Below are 21,449 nucleotides of genomic sequence, written 5' to 3' on the forward strand. Positions count from 1 at the left end.
TCTAACCTCTTCTTGTACCAAATACTACCAACTCATGATTCTCAATATCTTCCATCGTAAATGAAAGCACGAAGTCATTTTTGCTTGTATCAATACTATACTTTTCGCAAAATACTGGATGAATTACAAAAAGAACATTTTTAAAGTTTGAACTTGCTTTTCTGGCATGGTCGACCCCATTTGTGAAAATAAAGGAATAATCCATTAATGAATTATTCTTATTACTTTTTGAAATAGACTTTTGAGTGTTAAATGTACCTAAAAAGCCGATTTCGTACAGATAGTCAATTTTACTCTCAATAGTTGCAATTTTATTGTTTGTAATTTTGAATTCAACGTTATTCAAGATTTTGTACAAATCCTCATAGTTAAGTATTTGTTCAGCTTCCTCAAAACGGTTTAACACATCACGAATGTTTAAAAAAGAAGATTCAAATTCTCCTAAAAATTCACTCTCAACGACTTGCGCTGTTGTAAATCTTACCAATTCTCTAATTTTTTCAGTTGTGAGTTTAGTGCCATTTTGTGATGCTTTTCTCTCAGCATTTAAAATGCCAGTATAATACCATAAAATCTCTCTTGGCCTCCAAAATGTGTGTCTTAATATATAACAAAATAAAGGAATGCGTACATGCTGTTTTCCATTGAAATTAAAATCAATTTCATAAGGTATTGTGCCATATATTGTCTTGCATAAATCTTCAAACTTTTTGATTGGTGTTTTGGATCTTAAAAGAGGATAACCAGATAGTAGTTCTAAACGTTTTCCTAATAAATCACATAGTTCTGGACCACTCCAATGTAAATCGTCAAATTGTTGATGATTGAAACGATATTTGTCCCGATCTCTCTTTTCAATCTCTAAGAATCTATCACGAGGGATTGTAATGCAATAGTTAAGCAAATCAAATACACCTTTTACAGTGGGAGATAAGCCTTTGGCATCAATGATTAATTGAATGAAAGACCAAAGCCAATCAATTTCGAACTTTATTCTTTCCTGAATTTCTACATCCAAATCATGTTCCTCCAAAGTATAATCTTTCCGTCGAAAAAGGTCAAAAGAAGTATCGAATCCATCAAAGCTAAAAAATATTTTGCTTCCTTTTAGCCGCTTAGTTACTATTTGTAGCTTTTCGACAATCGGATTGGTAAGAGCATATTTTCTGAAAAGAGAAGGATCATGCGCTCTTTTTTGGGCACTAATTACAAAACTATCTAGGGCTGCCCTATTTGATTCTGTGAAATTATAAAGAAGCTCAAAAGAACGAAGTAAATATATAGAATGGCGGTCCTCGAAAGTCCTAATTTCCCTTGGATCTTCGGCTTTTAAAATATCTTTTAGATAAGCCCAAAATAGTCCAAAAGTATCGTCATCTATTTCGAAATTTTTATCTTGTGCCAAATCTGTTATAGTTAACTCAATAAAACAGGTAATAATGAAAATTTCCCAAGCCCGTATCATTGAATCCCTCAAAGAAAGCAAATTTAAATCAGATTTAACCCCTTTATCTTTTTGAAAAAGGAGAGTATATATCATTTCCATAGGAAACTTGTCAATATTAATCCTAATAGAACCTAAGTATTGGTTCTGGTCTAATAGTGGTATAATATCTGATAGTGTAGATTTTCCGCTTCCTTTTCTTCCAATTAAAAATTTTGTTGATTGGTTTATTATTTTTCCATATACCCGTGTTTCCACAAAGGCTTTTTTATATTTTTGGAAAGTTTCATAGTCATGCCAACGGGCCTTTGTATCTTCAAATAATTCATGAAATTCGGTTTGCCAATTTCGTTTAAACTCCTCTTGATAGGCACTGCAAACATCTTTAATCTCTTCCAGTATTGAGTCCATATCTTTTTTGAACTCTTTTTTGAAAGTTGGAGCACTCAATCTTCCGTTTTTTTCAGTAACATGCAGACCTGAGAAGTCAAAAACTTTTAGATGCTCGATGATGAGGTCATTGGGGACTGATTCAGGCATGTTTCCACTTACCATGATTGGAATCACTCTGAAAAATTTGACAATCTTCAGTACTTTACTGGTTATCAGTTTGTTGTTCTCTTTTGTCGGAAGTTGGTAATAGCCATTGGTCTTTTGCTTTTTGTATCTATTCACAATTCTTTTGTATTCATCATACACTCCAACGTTCTCATCTTGCTCTCGAACTTTGTCATGATAAGTTTTTGATAAAAATAGAATGGCAACATCTGCTTGTTCAACTTGCTCAATAAAAGCTCGTATATTTCCATGATGATGGTGATCTACATGAGTCGTATCAAACAAAACCTCATAAAGATTATCAGATTCTTTCCGCAAGTACTCAACCAAAAATTTGATTTTTGAATTTAAAGGGTAAGAGTATGAAATAAATATTTTTCCTCTCATAATGATTTAGGATTTGGGGAATGAAGACTATTGCGTGTAAAGGAGTAAGTATATACTTCTTAATCAAATCTTAACAAAAAATTTATCAAACGGTCAATTACTATAAAATTTACGACTTATAACAATGTGCCTTTATGTGGATTTTAACATGTACCGTTGTCGCGGGGTGCTTTTTACTTGGCCATAAAGAAGAGGTCTTAACACTTAATTATCGCAGGGTTTACATTTGTATCTGTGATACCATGTCCTACAAGAAGATTGTTAAAAACTCAAACTCTCAGAGGAATACAAGGTCTGGAATCATTCGATACCGCAGCACAGACAACGAAAAGTGAAAGATGATAATGAGTTGAGAGAAGTTTTCAAATCGCAGATGCGGGGTTGTACGCATGTATTTGTGCTGACAACGAGTGGCCTGCCTCGTAAATCCTACGTGCGGATGGAGATTGAAGTAGCACAAGAGTTGGGTAAAATAATAATTGCTATCCGTCCCAAAGGGAGCAACTACGTACCCCCTTTCATCAAAAAAGCCAATCCTGAATACATTTCCAATGACATTAGAACGGTGCAGAAGGCTTTGAAGAAGTAGAAACAACATTAGGTTGAATAGACCATATTCTCAGAAAGCCATGAAACAGTCAATGCTACGAATTCTGAGAAGGTAAGTTCATCCATTGTCCATTTTAAGGAAGTACACAGTTCGGGTAAATCTTGGTGAAATCGTTGATAGTTCTCAAAAATGTAGCTACCGTGAGGCAGACTTCGGGTAGTATGCTCACTCAGCCAATCACGCACCGATTGAATCAGTTGTAGGCTGTCGTTGCGGTGGCTTTTGATGTCTTGTCCACCCAAATCGGAGATGAATTGTTTGTAGCGGAAGCCATCTGTATCTAAAATTAGGTATTTTTTTTCCTTATGTGATTTTCCACCGAACTGTTGGCAACCCATGAATAGCCCCAGTTCGAGCGGCATATTGAAACGAGGAAGCCCTTGGGCAGTTTCGATGCGAGATAAGTCGTGGATGCCAAGTTTACATTCCCCCATCATGCGGACGATTTTTTGAATACGAATGTCGTTGGAATTATTGGATTCAAGAGCGCAACGAGCGATAAATCCACAGGCGTGGACTCCAAAAATCAGGGACTCAAAAAGGGGGTTATAAGTGGAATCAAATGGACAGTTGATAAAAACGCTCAGTGCGTAGTTAGGATTGGCTTTTTTCATCAAACACGTTTCTTCGACAAAGCCACTATCGCTTTTTCTACTTTACGAGCGAGGCTCTTTTTAACGGAGGGATTAGCTTTGTAAGGGTTACGCTCAACAGCAACACCACTGAATGGTTTCCCATCGGTTTTGATTTCGATAAACTGCCTCGAATCCGCATCTCTCAGAATATAATGCCCCGTGGCAGGGTTTAAAATCTGGCTACGACGACTTGTTGTTTTGGCTTTGACAGTACTCATAAAATCGCTTCATTTATTTTTACCAAAGATAACATTCGTTTTGCGAATAATATTTTAATTTGGTGAGAAATTTTGCAAGGACTGACTCCCGCACCCATGCCCCCCACCCACTACGACGTATTCATCTCCCGCAAAAGCCAAGACGCCCACTTGGCCAAAGAACTCTATGATTTTTTGACAAGTAAGGGGTTGAAAGTTTTTGACTCTGACCACAGCCTGCAAGAAATGGGCAATGCCGATTATAGCCGTGCCATTGACGAGGCATTGGTCAATACGGAGCATATGATAGTATTAGGTAGCTCCATAGAAAATATCAACTCTTCTTGGGTAGAAGCTGAGTGGCGTTTTTTCTTGAATCGTAAACGTTCAGGAAAGGCGAAAGGGAATTTATTCACAGTAGTTACCGAAAAAAGGTTAATTGATGAATTACCCCCGAGTTTGCAAAATTATCAGGTTATAGTATTAGAGAATGTCTATTTTGAGCGAGTGCTGGCGTATGTGAAACCTGCTACATCGCAAAAGGAACATATGCCGCCACCTGCGAAGCCAAATATTACCCCAACGCAAAGCCAATTAGAGGAATGGTTTCAGAAAGGGAAAGAATCTTACGCCAAAAATGATTACACAGAAGCGGTGAAATGGTATCGAAAAGCCGCTGAAAAAGGCCATGCTACCGCACAATACAAGATAGGTCAAATGTATTTTAAAGGCTTAGGTATAGAAGAAGATTATCAAAAAGCATTAGAATATTTTCAAAAATTAGTTGATACCAACAATCCGGATGGATATGCTGGTTTAGGTTATATGTTTTTTAAAGGCTTAGGAATGGCAAAAGATTACAAAAAAGCGATAAGATACTTTGAGAAAGCAGTCGAAAAAAAAAGCTCTGATGGTTATGTTGGGTTAGCACTTATGTATCTTCATGGCTTAGGTGTCGAGAAAGACTATGAAAAAACATTAGAATGTCTTCATAATGCAATCGAACAAAAGAACCCAGATGGATATGCTGGTTTAGGCTACATGTTTTTAAAAGGCTTAGGGGTTGAAAAAGACCATACAAAAGCATTAAAATATTTGGAGGCAGCCACGGAACAAAAAAGTTATAGTGGATATGTTGGCTTAGGTCATATGTATCTTCAAGGCTTAGGTGTAGAGAAAGACTATAAAAAAGCGCTTGAATATTTGGAGAAAGCCGCCGAACAAAAAAGCCCTGATGGATATGCTGGCTTAGGTCGTATGTATCTTCAAGGCTTAGGTGTGGCGAAAGACTACAAAAAAGCACTTGAATACTTAGAGAAAGCTGCCGAACGAAAAAATTCTACTGGATTTGCTCTTTTGGGAGGCATATACCTTATAGGTCTCGGCGTAGAGAAAGACTATAAAAAAGCGCTTGAATATTTGGAGAAAGCCGCTGAACAAAAAAGCTCTGATGGATATGTTGGCTTGAGTCGTATGTATCTTCAAGGCTTAGGTGTGGCGAAAGACTACAAAAAAGCGCTTGAATATTTGGAGAAAGCCGCCGAACAAAAAAGCCCTGATGGATATTTTGGCTTAGGTCGTATGTATCTTCAAGGCTTAGGTGTGGCGAAAGACTACAAAAGAGCGCTTGAATATTTGGAGAAAGCCGCCGAACAAAAAAGCCCTGATGGGTATTGTCTTTTAGGTGTTATATATATTCATGGTCTTGGCGTAGAGAAAGACTACAAAAAAGCTCTGGAATACTTAGAGAAAGGAAAGCAAGGTTCTCCATCTGCGCAAAAAATTCTCGAAGAGATTAAGAATACTTAGCTTTTACTATCAATGTAAACATAGTTTTATGCACATCAAACATAAAAACAATTCCCTCATCCTCGGCATCACGGGTCATCGAGATTTATTGGAGAAAGATTGGAAGGTAATTATCAACGGCGATAAAGTCGAGGTGGCGGGGGAGTTGTTGGGCTACGTCAAGGCCAAATTGCAAGCCTTGGAGCAAGAAACGCCCCACAAGCGGCTTTTGCTGCTCAGTGGCATGGCCGAGGGAGCGGATTTACTGCTGTGCTACGTGGCGCGTCAGCTCAAAATCGAGTACATTGCCGTCTTGCCCTTTGCGCCAGAGGAGTACCTCTCTCAGTTTGAGTCAGAGCCACAAAAGCAGCTTTTTCGGGAATTGCTCCAAACGGCAGAGGCAGTGGAAGTAGTCGCCCAATCGGAAGGCCAAGACCCCTACCGCGCTGTGGGCTGGGAAATCGCCCGTCATTCGGATGAGCTGATCGCCCTCTGGAACGGCGTGGACACGGGTTTGACGGGTGGCACCTGGGAGGTGGTCACGATGGCCCGCACGGGCAAAGATGCCGATGGACGGCGGTTGAGCTGTCTCCGTGATAAGCACCGTCAAGTATTTCGTTTGCACCATTTACTCACACCTCGCCAAAAAAATCCGTATCCCATTCCGCGTTTTTTTGATACTACTTCCATCAATGCGTTGTTACCACTCGGCACGGCCTATTCCTGGATAACGCTTACGGGCGGAATACCCAAGGAGTTGTCATGGTGGGGCAAAACGTGGCGCTGGTTTGTCGAATACCGTTACGGGTTCTTCAAATATTTTATGACCTTGCTTTTATTTACGGCGACCATTATTGTGGGAGGGATTGGTATTCATAGCTATGCCGAACACGCCGCTCACCTACCTAACGCTACCGTACACCACATTCCGTGGTGGGAGGCATTTTACAAAGCCATCAAGTTCAGTGCCATTTTCCCACCCCCTTTCGATTACGAGGCAAGTGCCTATTCGCCTACGTATGTGTGGGGCAAAGTCTTAGGTTTGATTTTCTTTATGTATTCGGCCAGCGTAGCGGTGGTGCTTCTCATGGGTGATACTGCCAGAAGAGTAGTAGTTCGCTGGCTATTTGGTCGGGTTTTTCGTCCGTTTAACTTGATTTTGGGCCTCAATGAAAAAAGTTTTGATGTTCTCACCGACCTACGTCTTCGGCGAGAATGGGTGGTTGCCCTTGAACACGACCACGACTCGCCCTACTACGAAGACAGTCAGCAGCAAGGGGCCATTGTCATAGGCGATGAGCCACAAGTGCCCGTCAAATTGAAAGACGTAGGTTTTCAGCGTGCCAAAGAAGTATATATCCTTGGCGACGATGACAGCGAAAACCTCCACTTGGTTCAACAAATGGACAGGCTGTTGGTGGAGCGTCAAAACCACTCGTCCCAGAGCACTTGGTACGTGCAGGTGCAGGACGCGGGCAAGCGGCAGTTTCTCAATAAGTTTACGCACAAACTCCCCAATGTCAGCATTTATTCGTTCAACCTCTACGAAAACATTGCCCGTCGTTTACTGATTCAGTATCCGATTGATCGTTTTTACCACAACCCATCCAACGACACCAGCCACGTGTTTATCTTTGGGTTTGGCAATTTGGGCCACGAAATCTTGCGCAATTGCCTCAAAATGGGGCATTTTGGCAAAGGACGAAAATTGGCGGTTCACGTCTTTGCCGAAGATGCCACCGACAAGCAGGCCACTTTTGCGGCCATGAATCCCTGCTTGGCCGCTCTCATAGCCCCCGATGCTATTCCTGCGGCGTTTGATAACGTGCTGGGACGTGAGTTGTTGGACGAAGTATTTGGCCATATTTCGTTGCATTTTCACAAATTGCCCCAAAACGATTTTTCCTTGCTCCACGACACTCAGCCCCTCTACGATGCTTTGCGGCCTGAGGGTATAGTGAGCATTTATTTTACGTTGGAAGATGAGTTTGCTTCGGCGGCGCATTTGAGTAGTTTGCTCGAACGCCTCAACGCCCTCCAACAGCAGCCGCTCAATGGTCAAAACCGCTGCGATGTGCAGGTGTTTTGCTACTACAATTTCCCCAACGAGGCAGAAACGGCCTTGGTAGAACGACGGTTCAACGAGTTGGCTCCGCACGTACCCGTGGTGTGTTTTGGCAATTTCCTCAACGAATGTTCCGCTCGTTCCATCCGTGACCGTGCCTTGGATCAACTCCCGCAGTTGGCCGCGCTCTACTACGACGAGGTCATTGACAAACAACAATCGTGGGAAGTCGAAGCCCCCGCCGACATCATCGAACGGGCAAAAGTGAACTGGCGTAGTAAAAAAGAAATGGACAAAGAATCAAACCGCCTTTTTGCCGACCACGCTTTTGTGAAAATGCGCCTCGTCTGGGAAACCATGACTTTGGAAGAAAAACAGCGGGCTACCGACACCACCACCTCCATTGCCCAAGAGCTACGAGAGTGGCTGCAAAAGGGGTTGAAGGATTACCAAGAAGTGGCAAATCTGGAACATCGCCGCTGGTGCGCTGAAAAACTCTTAGATGGCTGGATACCTCTCCTGAACGACCCCGCCGAAATTGCGGGAAGCGTTCAGCACTGGAAAAATGACAAACCCTTTAAGACTTTGGCTCGCTCGCAAAAGCAGCATTTAGACCTCGTACCCACCGCCCGCCTCGCCCAAATCGAAGTAGCCAAAGATACGAAGCTGATTGAGGGCATCGCGGCGTTTATTGGGGTGTTGAGGGGGAAACTTGGATAAAATAAAGCACCAGCCTCATCGGCTCTTATCCAAATATTGTTTGACTTTAACAACCAACTCTTGGATTGGATCTGGATATATCTCTTGATAAGCCAATATATTATGTTTATCTCTAATCCACGAATCAAGTGTAGGTTGGATGTCCAATTTCTCTGGTTGGTAACAAATAACCTCTTTGCGCTCATTGAGAGCTGTTTTGAGTTCAAGATTTACAACTGGTGACTCTTGACTATTTTTGGTAAGTACTAATACCAGTATTTTTAAAGCTTCATGTCTGATTTTTGCTTTAAGTTGTGGTTCCCAGTCTCCTAACTCCATACCCCAAGGGGCCATGAATACCGACATATTTTTTTCTTCCAACTCTTTCTTGATTTTTAACGCTAAATCTCGATCTTTTGAAGAATGGCTGAGAAAAACTTCATGAGTTGTTTTGTCAAAAATGCCTGGTTCATTGTATAAAAAAACTTTGTCCGAGTCTATTTGGGGATTAAAAACGGTAAAGCCATCAACTCTAACTTTAAAAAAAGTCTCAAATGAATATTCATCATCTTTTACTCTTTCTTTCAAAATTCTAAAATTATTTAAAGTATCTCTGTCGGTGTCATCATCAAAAACTTTTGAAGCTCCTAATACGCCCAAAGTATGAATTCCATGAATCATTACTACTCTGAATTTTGACTCATCATAATCATTAGGGAATGCTGAAAAATAGCCATAATCAAGTACTAAACTTTTAGATAATTTACCCTGTTCATCAATGATGTTCTGGTATTCAGATGTATATAGGTCGTTTTCACAAATCAAACTCTGAGCATCATTAGTATATCTAATTTTGGTAGGAGGGCTAAAATCGCTAAATCGCCTACAAGCATGATTATTAGGGTCTTTTATTATTTGATTCAATGAGGTATTATAATACTCATCACCACCTGGTCCACCCACAATAACCAAATTTTTTCTAAAATTATACCCTCTTATTTCTGTATTATGAGATAATTCTAAATGTATTCTTGCATTAGGATATCTTCTGGAAAGTAGTAGACCAATATTAAATATAGCATCTCGATCGCCCATCCCATCAATCAATGCTAAATTCTCATAATTTATCTGACCTCTTTTCAAGTCCTCAAAGTCCGTAGCTCCTATTATGGTGATTTCTTGGGTATCTTTTGGAAACCAAACTCTATAAAAAATTTCATGTAAGTTTTCCATAATTTCAATATCGGGTTCTAATAAGACCTTTAAAATATTTTATCTCTTTTATTTCATTTTTGATGAATATTGTATTGTCTGGCAAATCAGTTCTGAGAATTTCACCAGCAGAAACATAGCAATTTTGGCCAATATGTATGCCTCCCACCAAAATTGCATTAACACCCACTATACTACCTTCCCCTATTACAGGCGATGGCTCATCAGTAGTATTCCAATCTCTGGTTGGATTATAATGACTATGAGCAACCTCCCCCATAAAAGTCACTCTATCCGCTAAAATACATCTTTCAGGAATATGGCCCCCAATTATACAATCGTTACCAATCATAGATTTTCCATATATTTTTTTACCATATAACAATTTTACATTATTACCAATCCTACAATTTTGATACACAGTACAATAATCATCCATTTCAAAATTATCACCTATGATTACGTCACCTTCAACGATACAGTATCTCCCAATTTTAGCATTATCGCCAATAGTAGTAGACATTTTCTCATCTCCAACAATTGAGAAAAAACCGATGGATTTAATGCCAAAAAAATGGACTTTTTCTGTGATGTATGCATTCATGATTAAATTGATTTTAAGATTTTCTTGTAAATAAAAAAATGATTAGCCTTGGTGTCAGGGTGTGTTAAGTCATCATCACCTTCCACCGCAAAACCATGATTTGCTTTCGGGATCTCTGTAAGTTTGATATTATCGTAGTCTGAAATACTTCTTAGAGTAATATCAATGGGAACTATTGTATCATCTTTGCCATGAAAAATATGTATTGGAATATGACAATTATTGAATTCATCTTTTATATCAAATATATTTGCCTCATTAAGCATTCCAATACCATATCCTACATCTTCGTTTAGTACCCCTGTTTTCTTTATTTTTATTAAGTCTTCATCTGTTAGAGTACTGAATTTATCAACAAAATGAGCTTTTTCTTTACCTGCCACTTCAAACATATAGTCTAATACAGGAGCCATTAGGAAGGCTTTTTTTATAGGTCTTTTAAAAGAATTCAACCACTTTATTAATATACCGCCTCCACAGCTTGTACCTACCACATACAATGCCAAATCTTCTGTAAAACTGTTTCTCAATTGCCAAAATGCGCTTTCAATATCATTTAAAAGAGCTGATATAGTTAGGTTTTTAAATTTACCCTTTTGGCTTTCCCCATTATATCTGAAATCAAACCTAAATGACGCTATTTGATTTTCTTCTAAAAAAAAGGTTAAATCTTTGTAGAAACCCCACTCATCTTTATCTGATGGAATACCGTGGACGAGCAAAAATGCTGCTTTTATTTTTCCATTTGGAATAGTTAAAATACCAACTAAATTAGTTCCATCAAAACTTTTAAACTTGATTTTCTTTTTCATTTTTTGAACATTTAAAGATTTGCTAATTTGTATGTTTGCATCATAGAAATGGAGTCACGTTTATTGTAATAGAGTTTGTGTACTATATTGATACCTTCTTTATAGCGATTGAGTGCCTGTAATCTATACTTAAATAATATCTCTCTTTTAGATGTAACAGTACCCTCCCTTGTTCTGTCATAAAAATAGATAGCCTCCTCAATAAAGTCAAGTGTACTTATACCTTTGAGTAGTAAATATCGTAAAAAAAAGTCTGTTAGCTCTGCATAAAGAAAACTCTCATCGAAGCCTCTCAGTTGGTCAAAAGTTATCTTGTCAACCAACTGCGGCTGAATGGAAATAATATTGAGCAAAAAAGGGTCTTTTTTAGTACGAAAATATTGTTTGGCCTCCTCAAAATAGGGTTTAGGCTTGCGGCGAGTTACTGTTCCATTTTCAGATACGATGCACTCACCTATCACCATTGTATATCCTTCTGAGTGTACTATCAACTGTTCGATACAGTCCGCTGCCAAAGTGTCGTCGTCGTCCAACCACACCAACCATTTGCCTTTTGAGGCTGCCACGGCTTTGTTTCGGGCTGCTGAGATACCCCTATTTTGGAGATTAGCAGTTAGTACTATGGGCATATTTTGGTGGTTGTGGCATTTGGTCAACAATTGCTCTGTTGCCGTAGTTAAGGGTACAGTCGATCCATCGTCGCAAATCACGATTTCGATGGGTGCATAGGTCTGGTCAAATACGCTTTGGAGGGCTTTGGCGAGTCGGTCTAAATCATACTGATAGGTAGCAATAATCACCGACACCAAGTCACCTTTGGGATTAGTGCGAGACATGCTGTTCTAAATAGTCAAAGATTTGGTTAATGGTCAAAAGCTGTTCGATGTTAGATTCATCTATATGAATTGGAAAGTGTTCTTCAAGTGCCACCATGATACCAACATGGCCTAAACTATCCCACTTGTAATGGCGGCCCAGACCTGAATTTTCGTCCAAAGTTTCGGGCTTACATTCCAACACCACTGCAATGATTTCAATTACTTTTTCTTTCATGTTTCAAACAAATATTCGATGGATTGGATCAATTGTTTTAGGTCTATTTTACTACTATTGTTATAGCTGAACTGCTCTTTGGCTATCACCAAGTTTGGAATATAGTATGGGGGTAGTTTCTGAGTTAGATAAGCCATTATCTGTGCTTCGTTAAAATTATCTACGACTACAAAAGAAATAATTTTATTCCGATAAAAAGTGCTAATACTGGCATGGCAACCAAAATTACGGAGTTCGTGGTCTATTTCGCTCAAATCTACCCGATGCCCCATAACTTTGATTTGAGCGTCTTTACGACACACAAAGTACAAATTTTCGTTAATTTGTTCTGCATAATCACCTGTAAAATACGCACTGTATCGTTTACTTTCGTTTTGAATTGTTCCAAAAGCTTTGTTTTCAGGATTATTGAGATAGCCTTTGGCCAAGTAATCGCTAAGAATAATGATTTCTCCTAAGCTGTTGTCTTCGTTATAAGGCTGTAAATGAAGCCTATAACCCTCAATAGGGTTACCAATTGAAATTGTATTGTTGGCAAAATCTTTATAGTTTTCCTTTGTCAATTTAATGAATGTAAAAAATACTGTCCCTTCTGTGGGACCATACGTGTTATATATCAACAAGTTTGGGTTAGCCTCAAAAAGTAATTCCAATTGCGAAGGGAATAACTTCTCACCGCAAAAAGTAATGGTTTTAAGTGAGCTTAATGTTTCGGGTTTGAGTTGTTTGGCTTTACTTAGTACATCCACTACACTTGGAACGGAGTGCCAAAAAGTAATCTTTTTGTTTTTGATAATGTTACCTGGCAAAAGTTTTTCGGCAGGAGTTGCTACGGGTACGAGGCAAGCCCCCTTGCAGAGAGCGGTAAAAATATCGCATATACTCAAATCAAAACTTAAATTTGAGTATTGCCCCCAAACGTCATTTTCACCTACGGGATATTCTGTGGTACTCCATCGTAAAAAATTATCCAATCCTGTACGTTTCACCATAACACCCTTGGGAGTTCCAGTAGAGCCAGAAGTAAAAATTACATAGGCTATTTCAAGGTTTTTGGGCGACAGTAGGTGTCCAGATTTTTCTAAACCTTTAAAAAAGGTCTGAGGAGCTATTTGAGTCGTCTCATGCCTAATAGTTACTTCCGCAAAAATCAAATCAGGCTGAAACTGCGATATAAAATAATGTAATCGGTCTATTGGAGTCGTAATACTCACGGGACAAAAGGTAATCCCTGCGGTATAGGCTGCCCATTCGAGTACATAGGCGTAGTATGATTGAGGAAGTGCTATTAAGATTTTTTCGATTCTCTTTTGTAAGAAAAATGCTTGGGCGTTTTGCACATCACGCACAAACTCTTGATACGTCCAATCTCGATTTCTTTCACTGACGGCTACTGATTGGCTATTTTGCCTTAGTAATAACATTTGAATAAAATCAGGTATCATGATTTTTTGATTTGACGGAATGAATTAAAAAAGGAGTTTTTTTTGTAAGTTCAACAGCAATAATATCTGACGAAAGCGTTCCCCAATTGGCTGATTTTAACCAAAGTTCATACTCATCATTTGGACTTGTAGTCAAGCAAGTTTTTGTCAATTCAGTTTCCCAAGCCATCCATTGATTAAGAACTGGGTTGGGTTGAACGAGGTGGCTAAAAGTTTGGAAAGCATGATGAACTCTTATTTGATCGAAGTCATTTGGACTTGTCCGATTTAGTACAATTAGATCTTGACATAATTGAGTGAATTGGATTTTTGCTCTAATAGTACTAACCCAGTTTGTTCCATACCAAACTGACTGCTTATCTATTAACAAGAGATTAAATGGCTTGATAAGTGAAAAATCAAGGTAATCAAGATTTTGAATAGCGTCTTGTATGGATATAGCACCCTCTAATGCTTCTAAAACCACAAATGCCCGAGTATTGAGTTTTAGATTAATTGGAAATTCACGATTGATAATTATACCCATTAGGTGCTCTGTGTAAGCTAACCATGTACCACCACTTTCAATATCTAAATAGCCATAGCAATGGGGGTAGTTGGGCCAGTGCATAGCTACTTTTTTCCATTTTTTTGAATAGATTTCTTCTCGATTAATAGCAATAAAAAAAGAAAAGGACGGGTTTTGGGACTTTTGAATAATAGCTATACACATGCTTTGTGTTAAATTTCTATGTTAAGCGACTACTTTTGGGAGATAAGATACAAAAAACTCTATTGTATGATAGTATGAGTCGTTCAAAAATTTCCCCTCACACTCGCTTGGCTCTGCCGAGTGAGCAATATTCAAAGGCTTCAAGCCGTCATGATGACTTTGAATCATCATCACTCGCCAAGAGGCGAGCGATTACGGGAGATGTAATATTTTGATTTTTCAACTTCAAATCTACAAGATTACCCACTTTTTGGGTTATGCCCACCCATCATTACTATAATAATACCTTCAAAAGGAATTAAAGTACTTCATGCTCATATGCTAACTTAACCAAGTGTGTTGAATTTTTAGCTTTAAATTTTTTCATAAGCATCATTCGATATTCTTCAATCGTATATTTAGATAAATTCATTTCGGTGGCAATTTCATTAGAGGTAAGACCGTGTGAAATTAATTTTAATAACTCTTTCTCACGATCAGATAAAAAAATTTGATTTTTACGTAGATAATCAGATAGTTGAGGGGATACAAATAAGTAAATTGTATCAAAATTTCTTATGTTCATCGAAAACACTTCATAATTCTGCAAACTCGGTGGTAATTCATCAATTTTAAGCGTATTTGTTACTACTGTCAACAAATTTCCCTTTGCCTGCCCCGAACGCTTACGATTCAGGAAAAAACGCCATTCTGCTTCGACCCAAGGTGAGGTGATATTTTCGACTGAGCTGCCCATTACTATCAGATGCTCAGTATTGACCAATGCCTCGTCAATGGCACGGCTATAATCCACATTACCCATTTCTGGTAAGCTATGGTCAGCGTCAAACACCTTCAATCCCTTATTCGTCAAAAAATCATAGAGATTTTTGGCTAAGTGAGCATCCTGGCTTTTGCGAGCGATAAAAACATCATATTGAACAGTTTTGTAAATATTATTTCTAATTTTATTAACTTTTGTAAACAAAATATCTCGATTAGTAAATAACAGTTCCGTGTCTTGTAGATCATTTGCAAGTAATAACGAAAGGTTTTCATAAGCATAACCTATACCTGTGGTGTCATTAGTGCCTTGCTCAATAACTGGAAGCTTCTCACCAAAACTAAAATATGGTATATAAGGTATTTTAAAGAATTCAATAAGGGCTTTAAACCTGATTGGAGTGCCGTATTCTTCTGGCAGCCAGTCTTCAACCAAAGGGAGCAAGTCTTTGGAGAATCTTTCTAACCATTCTTGCCCTATCTTAAATTCTGTCAAATTTTCAAATCTGCTTGGAATTGGCAAAATGGAAATGTGGTATCGTTCAACGGGAAGTTTTTTAAGGGATGCGTTGATTTTCTTCCCCACTCGTAAAATTCCTTGTAAACTTTGTTCCGTTGCTGTAAAAAGTAGAACTACAATATCTGGGAGTTGTACCGTACATACGCCTCCAATATCAGTTACCCCCGTGCGGCTATCTACTAAGACAAAGTCGTAGTTACTCTTCCACTGTTCCCGTAGGGTTTCAATGTATGCTCCTCCTTCATGTTCTGTATAAAAGCTATTAAAATCGAACTTTCGGACATTGGCAAAATACTCTTCGTGCCTCAACCCAGCCGTAATCATATCAAGTCGCCCTTTTTGGTTTGACTCAAAGGGGATGTTTTGAACAATATCATGCCAATCAATAGGGCTATTTTCAGTATATTTTAACAATAAATCTACAATACCTTCTTTTTGCTGGAACTCTTCCAATGAAATATAATCTTTGAAAAAGTTTTCCAATCCAGGCGCTTCTAAGTCCCAATCAAGTATAAGGACGTTGTAGCCCCAACGCTTCATCAACACAGCTATATTGGCCAAAGCCATACTTCGCCCAACGCCTCCTTTATACGAATAAAATGTGACAATTTTTCCTTCCATATTATATCTAAGTGATTGACGGGCAAGCCCAAGGTTTTATATTACAAATGGATTTAACTACTGGAATATGGCTTTCAGCTTCGGTTATCCAATGCTCGGATGCCAAATCGTCCTGCCATTCTGGAACATGAGCCAATCGCTCAAAAACTTCGTTAGCAAGCTTTTTAATTTCTTTTTCTAAACTACGCGGTGGTTTACCACGGGGGATAGATAAATGAGGTTCGAAGTTGATATATTGAAGATAAGATGTAGAAGTATATTCGCCTCGTAATCGTATTGGAATCACAAGGCTTTTTTCAACCCCTAAATTAAGTCTTTTCTGTCTGTAATCTATAAAAGCTAACTCTTTTAAGCCATAAGAATCTGGGCTGAAATACTTGGGAGTCCAAAAAGAAATCATCAATTTAGAATGCAACAAAGCATCTCTAATCTTTGATTCCCAATGAGTTCCTGAGAGGATTTCGGAAGTGTCAATAAATATAATTCCCTGTTCTTTTTGAAAAAGAGACTCAAAATGATCTTTGAATGTTTGTAAAAACCATTTGTGAATCCAGTCTCTGGATAGGCTTTCGTGGCGGTAACTTATGAATACTTCGTATTTGTAGGCCATTGGTTCCTATTATTTGTGGGGTAAATAATTACAGTCTTAAAAATACACTTTTTAACAATAGTATTCAATAAAGTTACCGTGGGTCTATTGCAGCTTCAAAGGGGAAAGTGCTTATTTTAGTGACACCTTCATACAAAGCGATACCATAATTGCTCAAAACAAACTACTCTTATCTCAAAATCTTGAGATTATTATCACCATATCCATACTTCAAATACATCAGGAATGGCTGTAAAAGGTTAGATAGCTCTCACTACTCGCGTCGCAAATTGAGGTAGAAGATGGTAAGAAACTAATGGAGGGTAAGGATGGGTCCTATTTTGCCAACTTGCGCTCAACACTACATCAATGCTTTCATTGCCTCATCAAGCACGTCATTTCCAAAGCTATCTAGGTAAATTCTGGTCGTTTTCTCACTATCATGCCCCAACAACTCAGAGATTACAGCAGTAGGCGTACCGTTCTTTTTCTGAATAGTAGCAAAAGAATGTCTAGCGACGTAGGTCGTCAAGGGAACAGCTATTTCCAGTAAGCGTCCAATTTCTTTTAAATCAGCATTTGTTTGGCCGTTCACTTTGTGTACCCTATCATTGATTTGTTTAGCAGTCTTATGAAAATCTGATAAAATTGGGAAAATATAAGAATCATCCCCCAGGTAGTTCGTATTTTTATACCATTCTAAGATAGTTAATGCTGGGGGAAGTAGTAAAATATTGAAATCCTCTCCTGTCTTTTGGCGGGTATATAGCAATCGTCCTCTCTCAATATTTTTCCAGCGTAAGTTAGCCATATCCACGAAGTTGATTCCTCCACAGTAGTAACTGAACAAAAAGTAATTTCGAGAATGAAAGAGCCTAGATTGAGTATCGGGGGAGAACTGCGCAATACTCATCATTTCGTCCTTTGATATAGCTCTTTTGCGTGTTTTTGTTCTGCGGTACTTGGCAAAGCTGAACTCTTTGAATGGATGGTAGTCATCTTTTACGAGTTTGTCTTTTCGGGCATAATTAAGAAGGGTATTAAATGTACGTAAGTATAAAAAAATGGAATTAGGTTGTAGTCCTTGAGCATCTAGCCACTCTTCATATTTTTTTAGGAACGAGAAATTTATATCTGTAAACTCCAAGTCTTTACCTCTACGATAGTTTTTTAATTTCAATAAAGTAGCCTTGAATGCATCCGCATATCCTATTTTATCCGCTCTTTCTTTCCGTTCTATAACTTCTTGAAAGTAGCTAAACACACTATAGGTGGTCTTCTGTTTTGAGCTTTGAAGTATATCGGTCAGTTCTTCAAGTGAATAGGCTCTACCTTCGTTTTCTAGGTTCAAAATTTCACGGTTAGCATTCGTTGTTATTGAGTTGACCCTGTATGTGATTTCCTTCGCCAAGGGATGCTTTTTCTTTGGTAGTTGAGTTTTCTCATCCCACATATCACTGGCACAACTCAAACCTATATTCAAGTACTTGACTTTTCGGTTTTGAATCAGGCGTAACATGATCGGATGCTCGCCGTTTTTAAGTACTTTTGAAGTAAATAAAATTACTTTTGCTGTCGTCATAAAAGTGTAATTGCTGGAATGCAAGGGGACGCTTCCTTTCCCCTTGGTTTAAACATGGTTTAAACAAAAGTAATAAAAAAGGCCAACAATCAACAATTAATAGCAAATAAATATTTTCCATAATTGTTGATTATCAATTATTTATAATTTATCAGAATTTTCAAAAAACTAAAACAAATAGCCTGGGGGGCAAGGGGTCGTGGGTTCAAATCCCGCTATCCCGACAATAAAAAAGCACTTACGGTTAAAACTGTAAGTGCTTTTTTTATATTAACTATAAAAAAAATTACTTCTTGAGTGTTAGCGTAATGACGCTATAGGCAGGAATCGTAAGTTTTAACACTCCTTTGTCGAGCTTCGCACCTGCAAATTCCTTTACTGTGATTTTGTTGGGTTGTTCAAAACTATTGAAATCATTGATTTTGGCAGAAGCGAGTATCTGACCTGACACTTTTGAAAACTCGTCACCTCGTAAGTTGATGGTTATTTCGTGCGGCTTGCTGTAATCAATATTCGTCAGCGAGATTGTCATGGCGCCAGCGGCATTTTTTGAAGCAGAAGCAGAAACTGCCGTCAATTTTTTTCCTTGAAACTCGTAAGATGGCGATTCAATGCTGATAGGTACCAACAGCGCATCTTGGTGAACGTTGTACATTTTCATCACGTGGTACGTTGGGGTGAGCAACATTTTCTCTTCATTGGTTAAAATAACCGATTGAAGCACGTTGACGATTTGGGCGAGGTTAGCTCCCCGAACACGATCAGCGTGATTGTTGAAGATATTGAGCGTTAGACCTGCAATCATCGCGTCACGCATGGTATTTTGTTGGTACAAAAACCCAGGATTGGTGCCAGGTTCTACGCTGTACCAGCCACCCCATTCATCGACAATCAAGGCCACTTTTTTCTCAGGGTCGTATTTGTCCATGATGGTGCTATGTCGTGTCACAAACTCTTCCATTTTCCAAGCCTCATCCATGATTTTAAAATACTCCTGCTCGTTGAAATTAACAGAAGGGCCTTTGTCAGTCCAACTAATGACAGAATAATGGTGCAACGCAACCCCCGAAAGCATGTTATGAGGAATGTTTTTCATCAATGTCTCTGTCCATTGGTAATCGCCGTCACTTGCTCCTGAGGCGATTCGATACAGTTTGCCAGTGTTGTTCCAGTCGGCCATAAATGTGGCGTATTGGCGGTAAATATTCGCGTAATACTCAGCGGTCATGTTTCCACCGCAGCCCCAGGCTTCATTTCCGACTCCCCAAAGTTGAACATTCCAAGGTTTTTCACGGCCGTTTTGTTTACGAAGCTCGGCCATTGGGCTACCCCCTGGATGATTAACGTAGGAAACCCAATCAACCAAATCTTTGACTGTTCCGCTCCCTACATTACCTGCCAAATATGGTTCGGCTCCAATACGCTCGCAAAGGTCGAGGAAGTCGTGCGTACCAAAGCTATTGTCTTCCGTTACGCCTCCCCACCAAACGTTTACCATTTTAGGGCGTTTGTCTTTTGGACCAATTCCGTCTTTCCATTGGTATGTATCTGCAAAACATCCCCCAGGCCAGCGAAGGTTGGGGATTTTGAGGTCCTTTAAGGCTTGAATGACGTCGTTACGAACCCCTGCCGTGTTAGGAATTTTTGTGTTCCCTTCGCCTACATAAATGCCGCCATAAATGCAACGCCCAAGGTGTTCAGCAAAATGCCCGTAAATGTGCTTGTTGATTTGAGTTTTGGCTAAGTCACTATTGAGCGTAATTTTTGTCTGGGCTATTACGTCAAGTACCAGCCAACAGGCGACCAACGATAGTAGTACTTTCTTCATTGATTTACTGAGTAGTTAGAATATGGTTATTTTTACTATTACTAAGTAAAAATGATATTTTCATGATTCTATACCCTGAATTCAAGAAGATTTATTTTTTTTACCACTTCTCTAGGGAGAACCTAATTTGCTTATCAAAAAAAAAAAAAAAAATGAAGAAGACAATTTGTTGGGCGCTACTCATGGGTTTAGGTGCGTGCCAAACGCAGCAAGGTGAAAGTACCCAAAATGATACCACCAAAGTAGCGGAGGTACCGATTGTTGGCGGTGATCTCGACAAACACGGTTGCAAAGGCTCGGCAGGCTATACTTGGTCGTCGGTAAAAAATAATTGTGTGCGATTATTTGAGCAGGGTGTTCGCCTTAACCCTCAAGATACGACCTTAAATCAGACGGTTTCGGCCTTTGTGATTTTTGCCGATGATGCCAAAGAAAATGCGGGAGAGGTGGAATTGTTTTTGCCAACACTGGCAGACAGTTCCATTATTTTGTCGCCACTCCAAGATAACGGTGCAGGAACTTGGGGCAATGGAAATTATCTTCTAACGCAATGGAAAGGTGTATATACTTTGGAAGAAAAAAAGAAGGTCTTGTACCAAGGCGGACGCTAAAATAGCCTAACAAAAAAGCCTCAAAACAGTGCGTTTTGAGGCTTTTTCTTTCTTTTGTGATCCCGCTGGGACTACATAAGAACCATAGTTAAAACACTTTTAATCAGATGTTTAACCCCAAAAACAAAACTATGTATCTTAAACTTTTCTGAGAAACTTTTAAATTAAATATCAAAACGACGATAGTTGATGCCCGTCGATTTATACTATTTCTATGTTTTCTCTATTGAACTTTTACTCCCTTGAGCCTTTTTTTGTTGTATTTGTACTTATTGACATCTGACGATAGAACGTACAAAATGGTTTTAACATCTCCATCTAGCTTATACTCAAATGCTGTCCAAGGGTTGACGCTTGTGAAATAAAGTGGTGGCTCGTCTTTGTCAAATGACAGATACAATCCAATAAACATTTCGTTACTATCTTCAATGTATTTGTCTAATACGCCCATAGTATTAGCTCTTACAAAAATTTTGTTGACTACATTTTGTTTTTTTACTTGCAACTCACCTGATTTTATATCTACATTCTTGGTTTGATTACGCGTTTCCCATTCAAACCCTCTTGTATTTAGATACTGTAATTTCTTTATATCTACTCCATCATTTGTCCATTCGGAAAGTTGGTTTGGGGTAACATAGATTCTTTTACTACAAGAAGCTAAACAAATAATAAAGACAACTGATAATGTTGAAAAAACTCTCATATAAATTAT

18 protein-coding genes and 1 pseudogene are annotated in these 21,449 nt (G+C 38.8%); 4 read left to right on the plus strand and 15 right to left on the minus strand.

Features of this window, described 5'->3' with window-relative positions; genetic code table 11:
• Position 1: 1 nt before the first annotated feature.
• The gene (locus tag FHS57_RS24880; RefSeq protein ID WP_183978454.1) at positions 2-2,389 is read right to left on the minus strand and encodes a P-loop ATPase, Sll1717 family; all 2,388 of its coding nucleotides are present in this window, start codon (positions 2,387-2,389) and stop codon (positions 2-4) included.
• A 298-nt stretch (positions 2,390-2,687) separates the two neighbouring features.
• On the opposite strand from FHS57_RS24880, the pseudogene FHS57_RS24885 reads away from it, so the two are divergent.
• Positions 2,688-2,978: pseudogene (locus tag FHS57_RS24885) on the plus strand (TIR domain-containing protein); the annotation flags it as partial.
• An 8-nt stretch (positions 2,979-2,986) separates the two neighbouring features.
• Here the strand turns inward: FHS57_RS24885 and FHS57_RS24890 are convergent.
• Together FHS57_RS24890 and FHS57_RS24895 are read right to left on the minus strand one after the other, a co-directional pair.
• Positions 2,987-3,613, minus strand: coding sequence for a hypothetical protein (locus FHS57_RS24890; RefSeq protein ID WP_183978458.1), 627 nt, complete (start codon positions 3,611-3,613; stop codon positions 2,987-2,989).
• Positions 3,613-3,852 carry a hypothetical protein gene (locus FHS57_RS24895; protein WP_183978460.1) on the minus strand — a complete coding sequence of 80 codons (240 nt, stop codon included), beginning with the start codon at positions 3,850-3,852 and terminating at the stop codon, positions 3,613-3,615. Before FHS57_RS24895 ends, FHS57_RS24890 begins: the two co-directional genes overlap by 1 nt.
• Before the next feature lie 96 nt (positions 3,853-3,948).
• On the opposite strand from FHS57_RS24895, the gene FHS57_RS24900 reads away from it, so the two are divergent.
• Both FHS57_RS24900 and FHS57_RS24905 read left to right on the plus strand, forming a co-directional pair.
• Entirely contained in the window at positions 3,949-5,640 is a 1,692-nt protein-coding gene (locus FHS57_RS24900; protein ID WP_262889962.1) for a toll/interleukin-1 receptor domain-containing protein, read from the plus strand.
• Between the two features lie 28 nt (positions 5,641-5,668).
• Positions 5,669-8,404 carry a hypothetical protein gene (locus FHS57_RS24905; RefSeq protein WP_183978464.1) on the plus strand — a complete coding sequence of 912 codons (2,736 nt, stop codon included), beginning with the start codon at positions 5,669-5,671 and terminating at the stop codon, positions 8,402-8,404.
• Between the two features lie 15 nt (positions 8,405-8,419).
• Here FHS57_RS24905 and FHS57_RS24910 read toward each other — a convergent pair whose 3' ends face one another.
• The 11 genes from FHS57_RS24910 to FHS57_RS24960 all read right to left on the minus strand — a co-directional run bounded on the left by FHS57_RS24910 (position 8,420) and on the right by FHS57_RS24960 (position 20,123).
• Positions 8,420-9,616, minus strand: a complete 1,197-nt coding sequence (locus FHS57_RS24910) for a toll/interleukin-1 receptor domain-containing protein (protein WP_183978466.1) — start codon at positions 9,614-9,616, stop codon at positions 8,420-8,422.
• 4 nt (positions 9,617-9,620) lie between these two features.
• Complete coding sequence (locus FHS57_RS24915; RefSeq protein ID WP_183978468.1) at positions 9,621-10,199, minus strand: DapH/DapD/GlmU-related protein; 579 nt, start codon at positions 10,197-10,199, stop codon at positions 9,621-9,623.
• Between the two features lie 2 nt (positions 10,200-10,201).
• On the minus strand, positions 10,202-11,011 hold the full coding sequence (locus FHS57_RS24920) for an alpha/beta hydrolase (protein ID WP_183978470.1): 810 nt from the start codon (positions 11,009-11,011) through the stop codon (positions 10,202-10,204).
• Positions 11,012-11,022: 11 nt separating this feature from the next.
• Positions 11,023-11,847 (minus strand): glycosyltransferase family 2 protein, encoded by an 825-nt coding sequence (locus tag FHS57_RS24925; RefSeq protein ID WP_183978472.1) that lies wholly within the window; start codon positions 11,845-11,847, stop codon positions 11,023-11,025.
• A complete protein-coding gene (locus FHS57_RS24930; RefSeq protein ID WP_183978474.1) occupies positions 11,834-12,064 on the minus strand; it encodes an acyl carrier protein in 231 nt (76 codons plus the stop codon). The genes FHS57_RS24925 and FHS57_RS24930 overlap by 14 nt, the downstream gene beginning before the upstream one ends.
• Positions 12,061-13,509, minus strand: coding sequence for an AMP-binding protein (locus tag FHS57_RS24935; RefSeq protein WP_183978476.1), 1,449 nt, complete (start codon positions 13,507-13,509; stop codon positions 12,061-12,063). Before FHS57_RS24935 ends, FHS57_RS24930 begins: the two co-directional genes overlap by 4 nt.
• A complete protein-coding gene (locus FHS57_RS24940) occupies positions 13,499-14,221 on the minus strand; it encodes an NRDE family protein (RefSeq protein WP_183978478.1) in 723 nt (240 codons plus the stop codon). The genes FHS57_RS24935 and FHS57_RS24940 overlap by 11 nt, the downstream gene beginning before the upstream one ends.
• 298 nt (positions 14,222-14,519) lie before the next feature.
• Complete coding sequence (locus tag FHS57_RS24945) at positions 14,520-16,124, minus strand: KGGVGR-motif variant AAA ATPase (protein ID WP_183978480.1); 1,605 nt, start codon at positions 16,122-16,124, stop codon at positions 14,520-14,522.
• A 7-nt stretch (positions 16,125-16,131) separates the two neighbouring features.
• Complete coding sequence (locus FHS57_RS24950) at positions 16,132-16,734, minus strand: toll/interleukin-1 receptor domain-containing protein (RefSeq protein ID WP_183978482.1); 603 nt, start codon at positions 16,732-16,734, stop codon at positions 16,132-16,134.
• Between the two features lie 340 nt (positions 16,735-17,074).
• Positions 17,075-18,295: a site-specific integrase gene (locus tag FHS57_RS24955; protein WP_183978484.1), complete on the minus strand. Its 1,221-nt coding sequence runs from the start codon at positions 18,293-18,295 to the stop codon at positions 17,075-17,077.
• Positions 18,296-18,581: 286 nt separating this feature from the next.
• Entirely contained in the window at positions 18,582-20,123 is a 1,542-nt protein-coding gene (locus FHS57_RS24960) for an alpha-N-arabinofuranosidase (RefSeq protein WP_183978486.1), read from the minus strand.
• A 152-nt stretch (positions 20,124-20,275) separates the two neighbouring features.
• Between FHS57_RS24960 and FHS57_RS24965 the strand changes: the two genes are divergently transcribed.
• Complete coding sequence (locus tag FHS57_RS24965; protein ID WP_183978488.1) at positions 20,276-20,734, plus strand: hypothetical protein; 459 nt, start codon at positions 20,276-20,278, stop codon at positions 20,732-20,734.
• Between the two features lie 223 nt (positions 20,735-20,957).
• Here the strand turns inward: FHS57_RS24965 and FHS57_RS24970 are convergent, their stop codons facing one another.
• Entirely contained in the window at positions 20,958-21,440 is a 483-nt protein-coding gene (locus tag FHS57_RS24970; protein WP_183978490.1) for a hypothetical protein, read from the minus strand.
• Between the last annotated feature and the right edge of the window lie 9 nt (positions 21,441-21,449).

This window comes from Runella defluvii, assembly GCF_014195535.1.
In the GTDB taxonomy this organism is placed as follows: Bacteria; Bacteroidota; Bacteroidia; order Cytophagales; family Spirosomataceae; genus Runella; species Runella defluvii.

Bases quoted from the DNA above. Each gene is read 5' to 3' on its own strand.
- FHS57_RS24880 (WP_183978454.1), bottom strand. From the start codon at position 2,389: ATGAGAGGAAAAATATTTATTTCATACTCTTACCCTTTAAATTCAAAA.
- FHS57_RS24890 (WP_183978458.1), bottom strand. From the start codon at position 3,613: ATGAAAAAAGCCAATCCTAACTACGCACTGAGCGTTTTTATCAACTGT.
- FHS57_RS24895 (WP_183978460.1), bottom strand. From the start codon at position 3,852: ATGAGTACTGTCAAAGCCAAAACAACAAGTCGTCGTAGCCAGATTTTA.
- FHS57_RS24900 (WP_262889962.1), top strand. From the start codon at position 3,949: ATGCCCCCCACCCACTACGACGTATTCATCTCCCGCAAAAGCCAAGAC.
- FHS57_RS24905 (WP_183978464.1), top strand. From the start codon at position 5,669: ATGCACATCAAACATAAAAACAATTCCCTCATCCTCGGCATCACGGGT.
- FHS57_RS24910 (WP_183978466.1), bottom strand. From the start codon at position 9,616: ATGGAAAACTTACATGAAATTTTTTATAGAGTTTGGTTTCCAAAAGAT.
- FHS57_RS24915 (WP_183978468.1), bottom strand. From the start codon at position 10,199: ATGAATGCATACATCACAGAAAAAGTCCATTTTTTTGGCATTAAATCC.
- FHS57_RS24920 (WP_183978470.1), bottom strand. From the start codon at position 11,011: ATGAAAAAGAAAATCAAGTTTAAAAGTTTTGATGGAACTAATTTAGTT.
- FHS57_RS24925 (WP_183978472.1), bottom strand. From the start codon at position 11,847: ATGTCTCGCACTAATCCCAAAGGTGACTTGGTGTCGGTGATTATTGCT.
- FHS57_RS24930 (WP_183978474.1), bottom strand. From the start codon at position 12,064: ATGAAAGAAAAAGTAATTGAAATCATTGCAGTGGTGTTGGAATGTAAG.
- FHS57_RS24935 (WP_183978476.1), bottom strand. From the start codon at position 13,509: ATGATACCTGATTTTATTCAAATGTTATTACTAAGGCAAAATAGCCAA.
- FHS57_RS24940 (WP_183978478.1), bottom strand. From the start codon at position 14,221: ATGTGTATAGCTATTATTCAAAAGTCCCAAAACCCGTCCTTTTCTTTT.
- FHS57_RS24945 (WP_183978480.1), bottom strand. From the start codon at position 16,124: ATGGAAGGAAAAATTGTCACATTTTATTCGTATAAAGGAGGCGTTGGG.
- FHS57_RS24950 (WP_183978482.1), bottom strand. From the start codon at position 16,734: ATGGCCTACAAATACGAAGTATTCATAAGTTACCGCCACGAAAGCCTA.
- FHS57_RS24955 (WP_183978484.1), bottom strand. From the start codon at position 18,295: ATGACGACAGCAAAAGTAATTTTATTTACTTCAAAAGTACTTAAAAAC.
- FHS57_RS24960 (WP_183978486.1), bottom strand. From the start codon at position 20,123: ATGAAGAAAGTACTACTATCGTTGGTCGCCTGTTGGCTGGTACTTGAC.
- FHS57_RS24965 (WP_183978488.1), top strand. From the start codon at position 20,276: ATGAAGAAGACAATTTGTTGGGCGCTACTCATGGGTTTAGGTGCGTGC.
- FHS57_RS24970 (WP_183978490.1), bottom strand. From the start codon at position 21,440: ATGAGAGTTTTTTCAACATTATCAGTTGTCTTTATTATTTGTTTAGCT.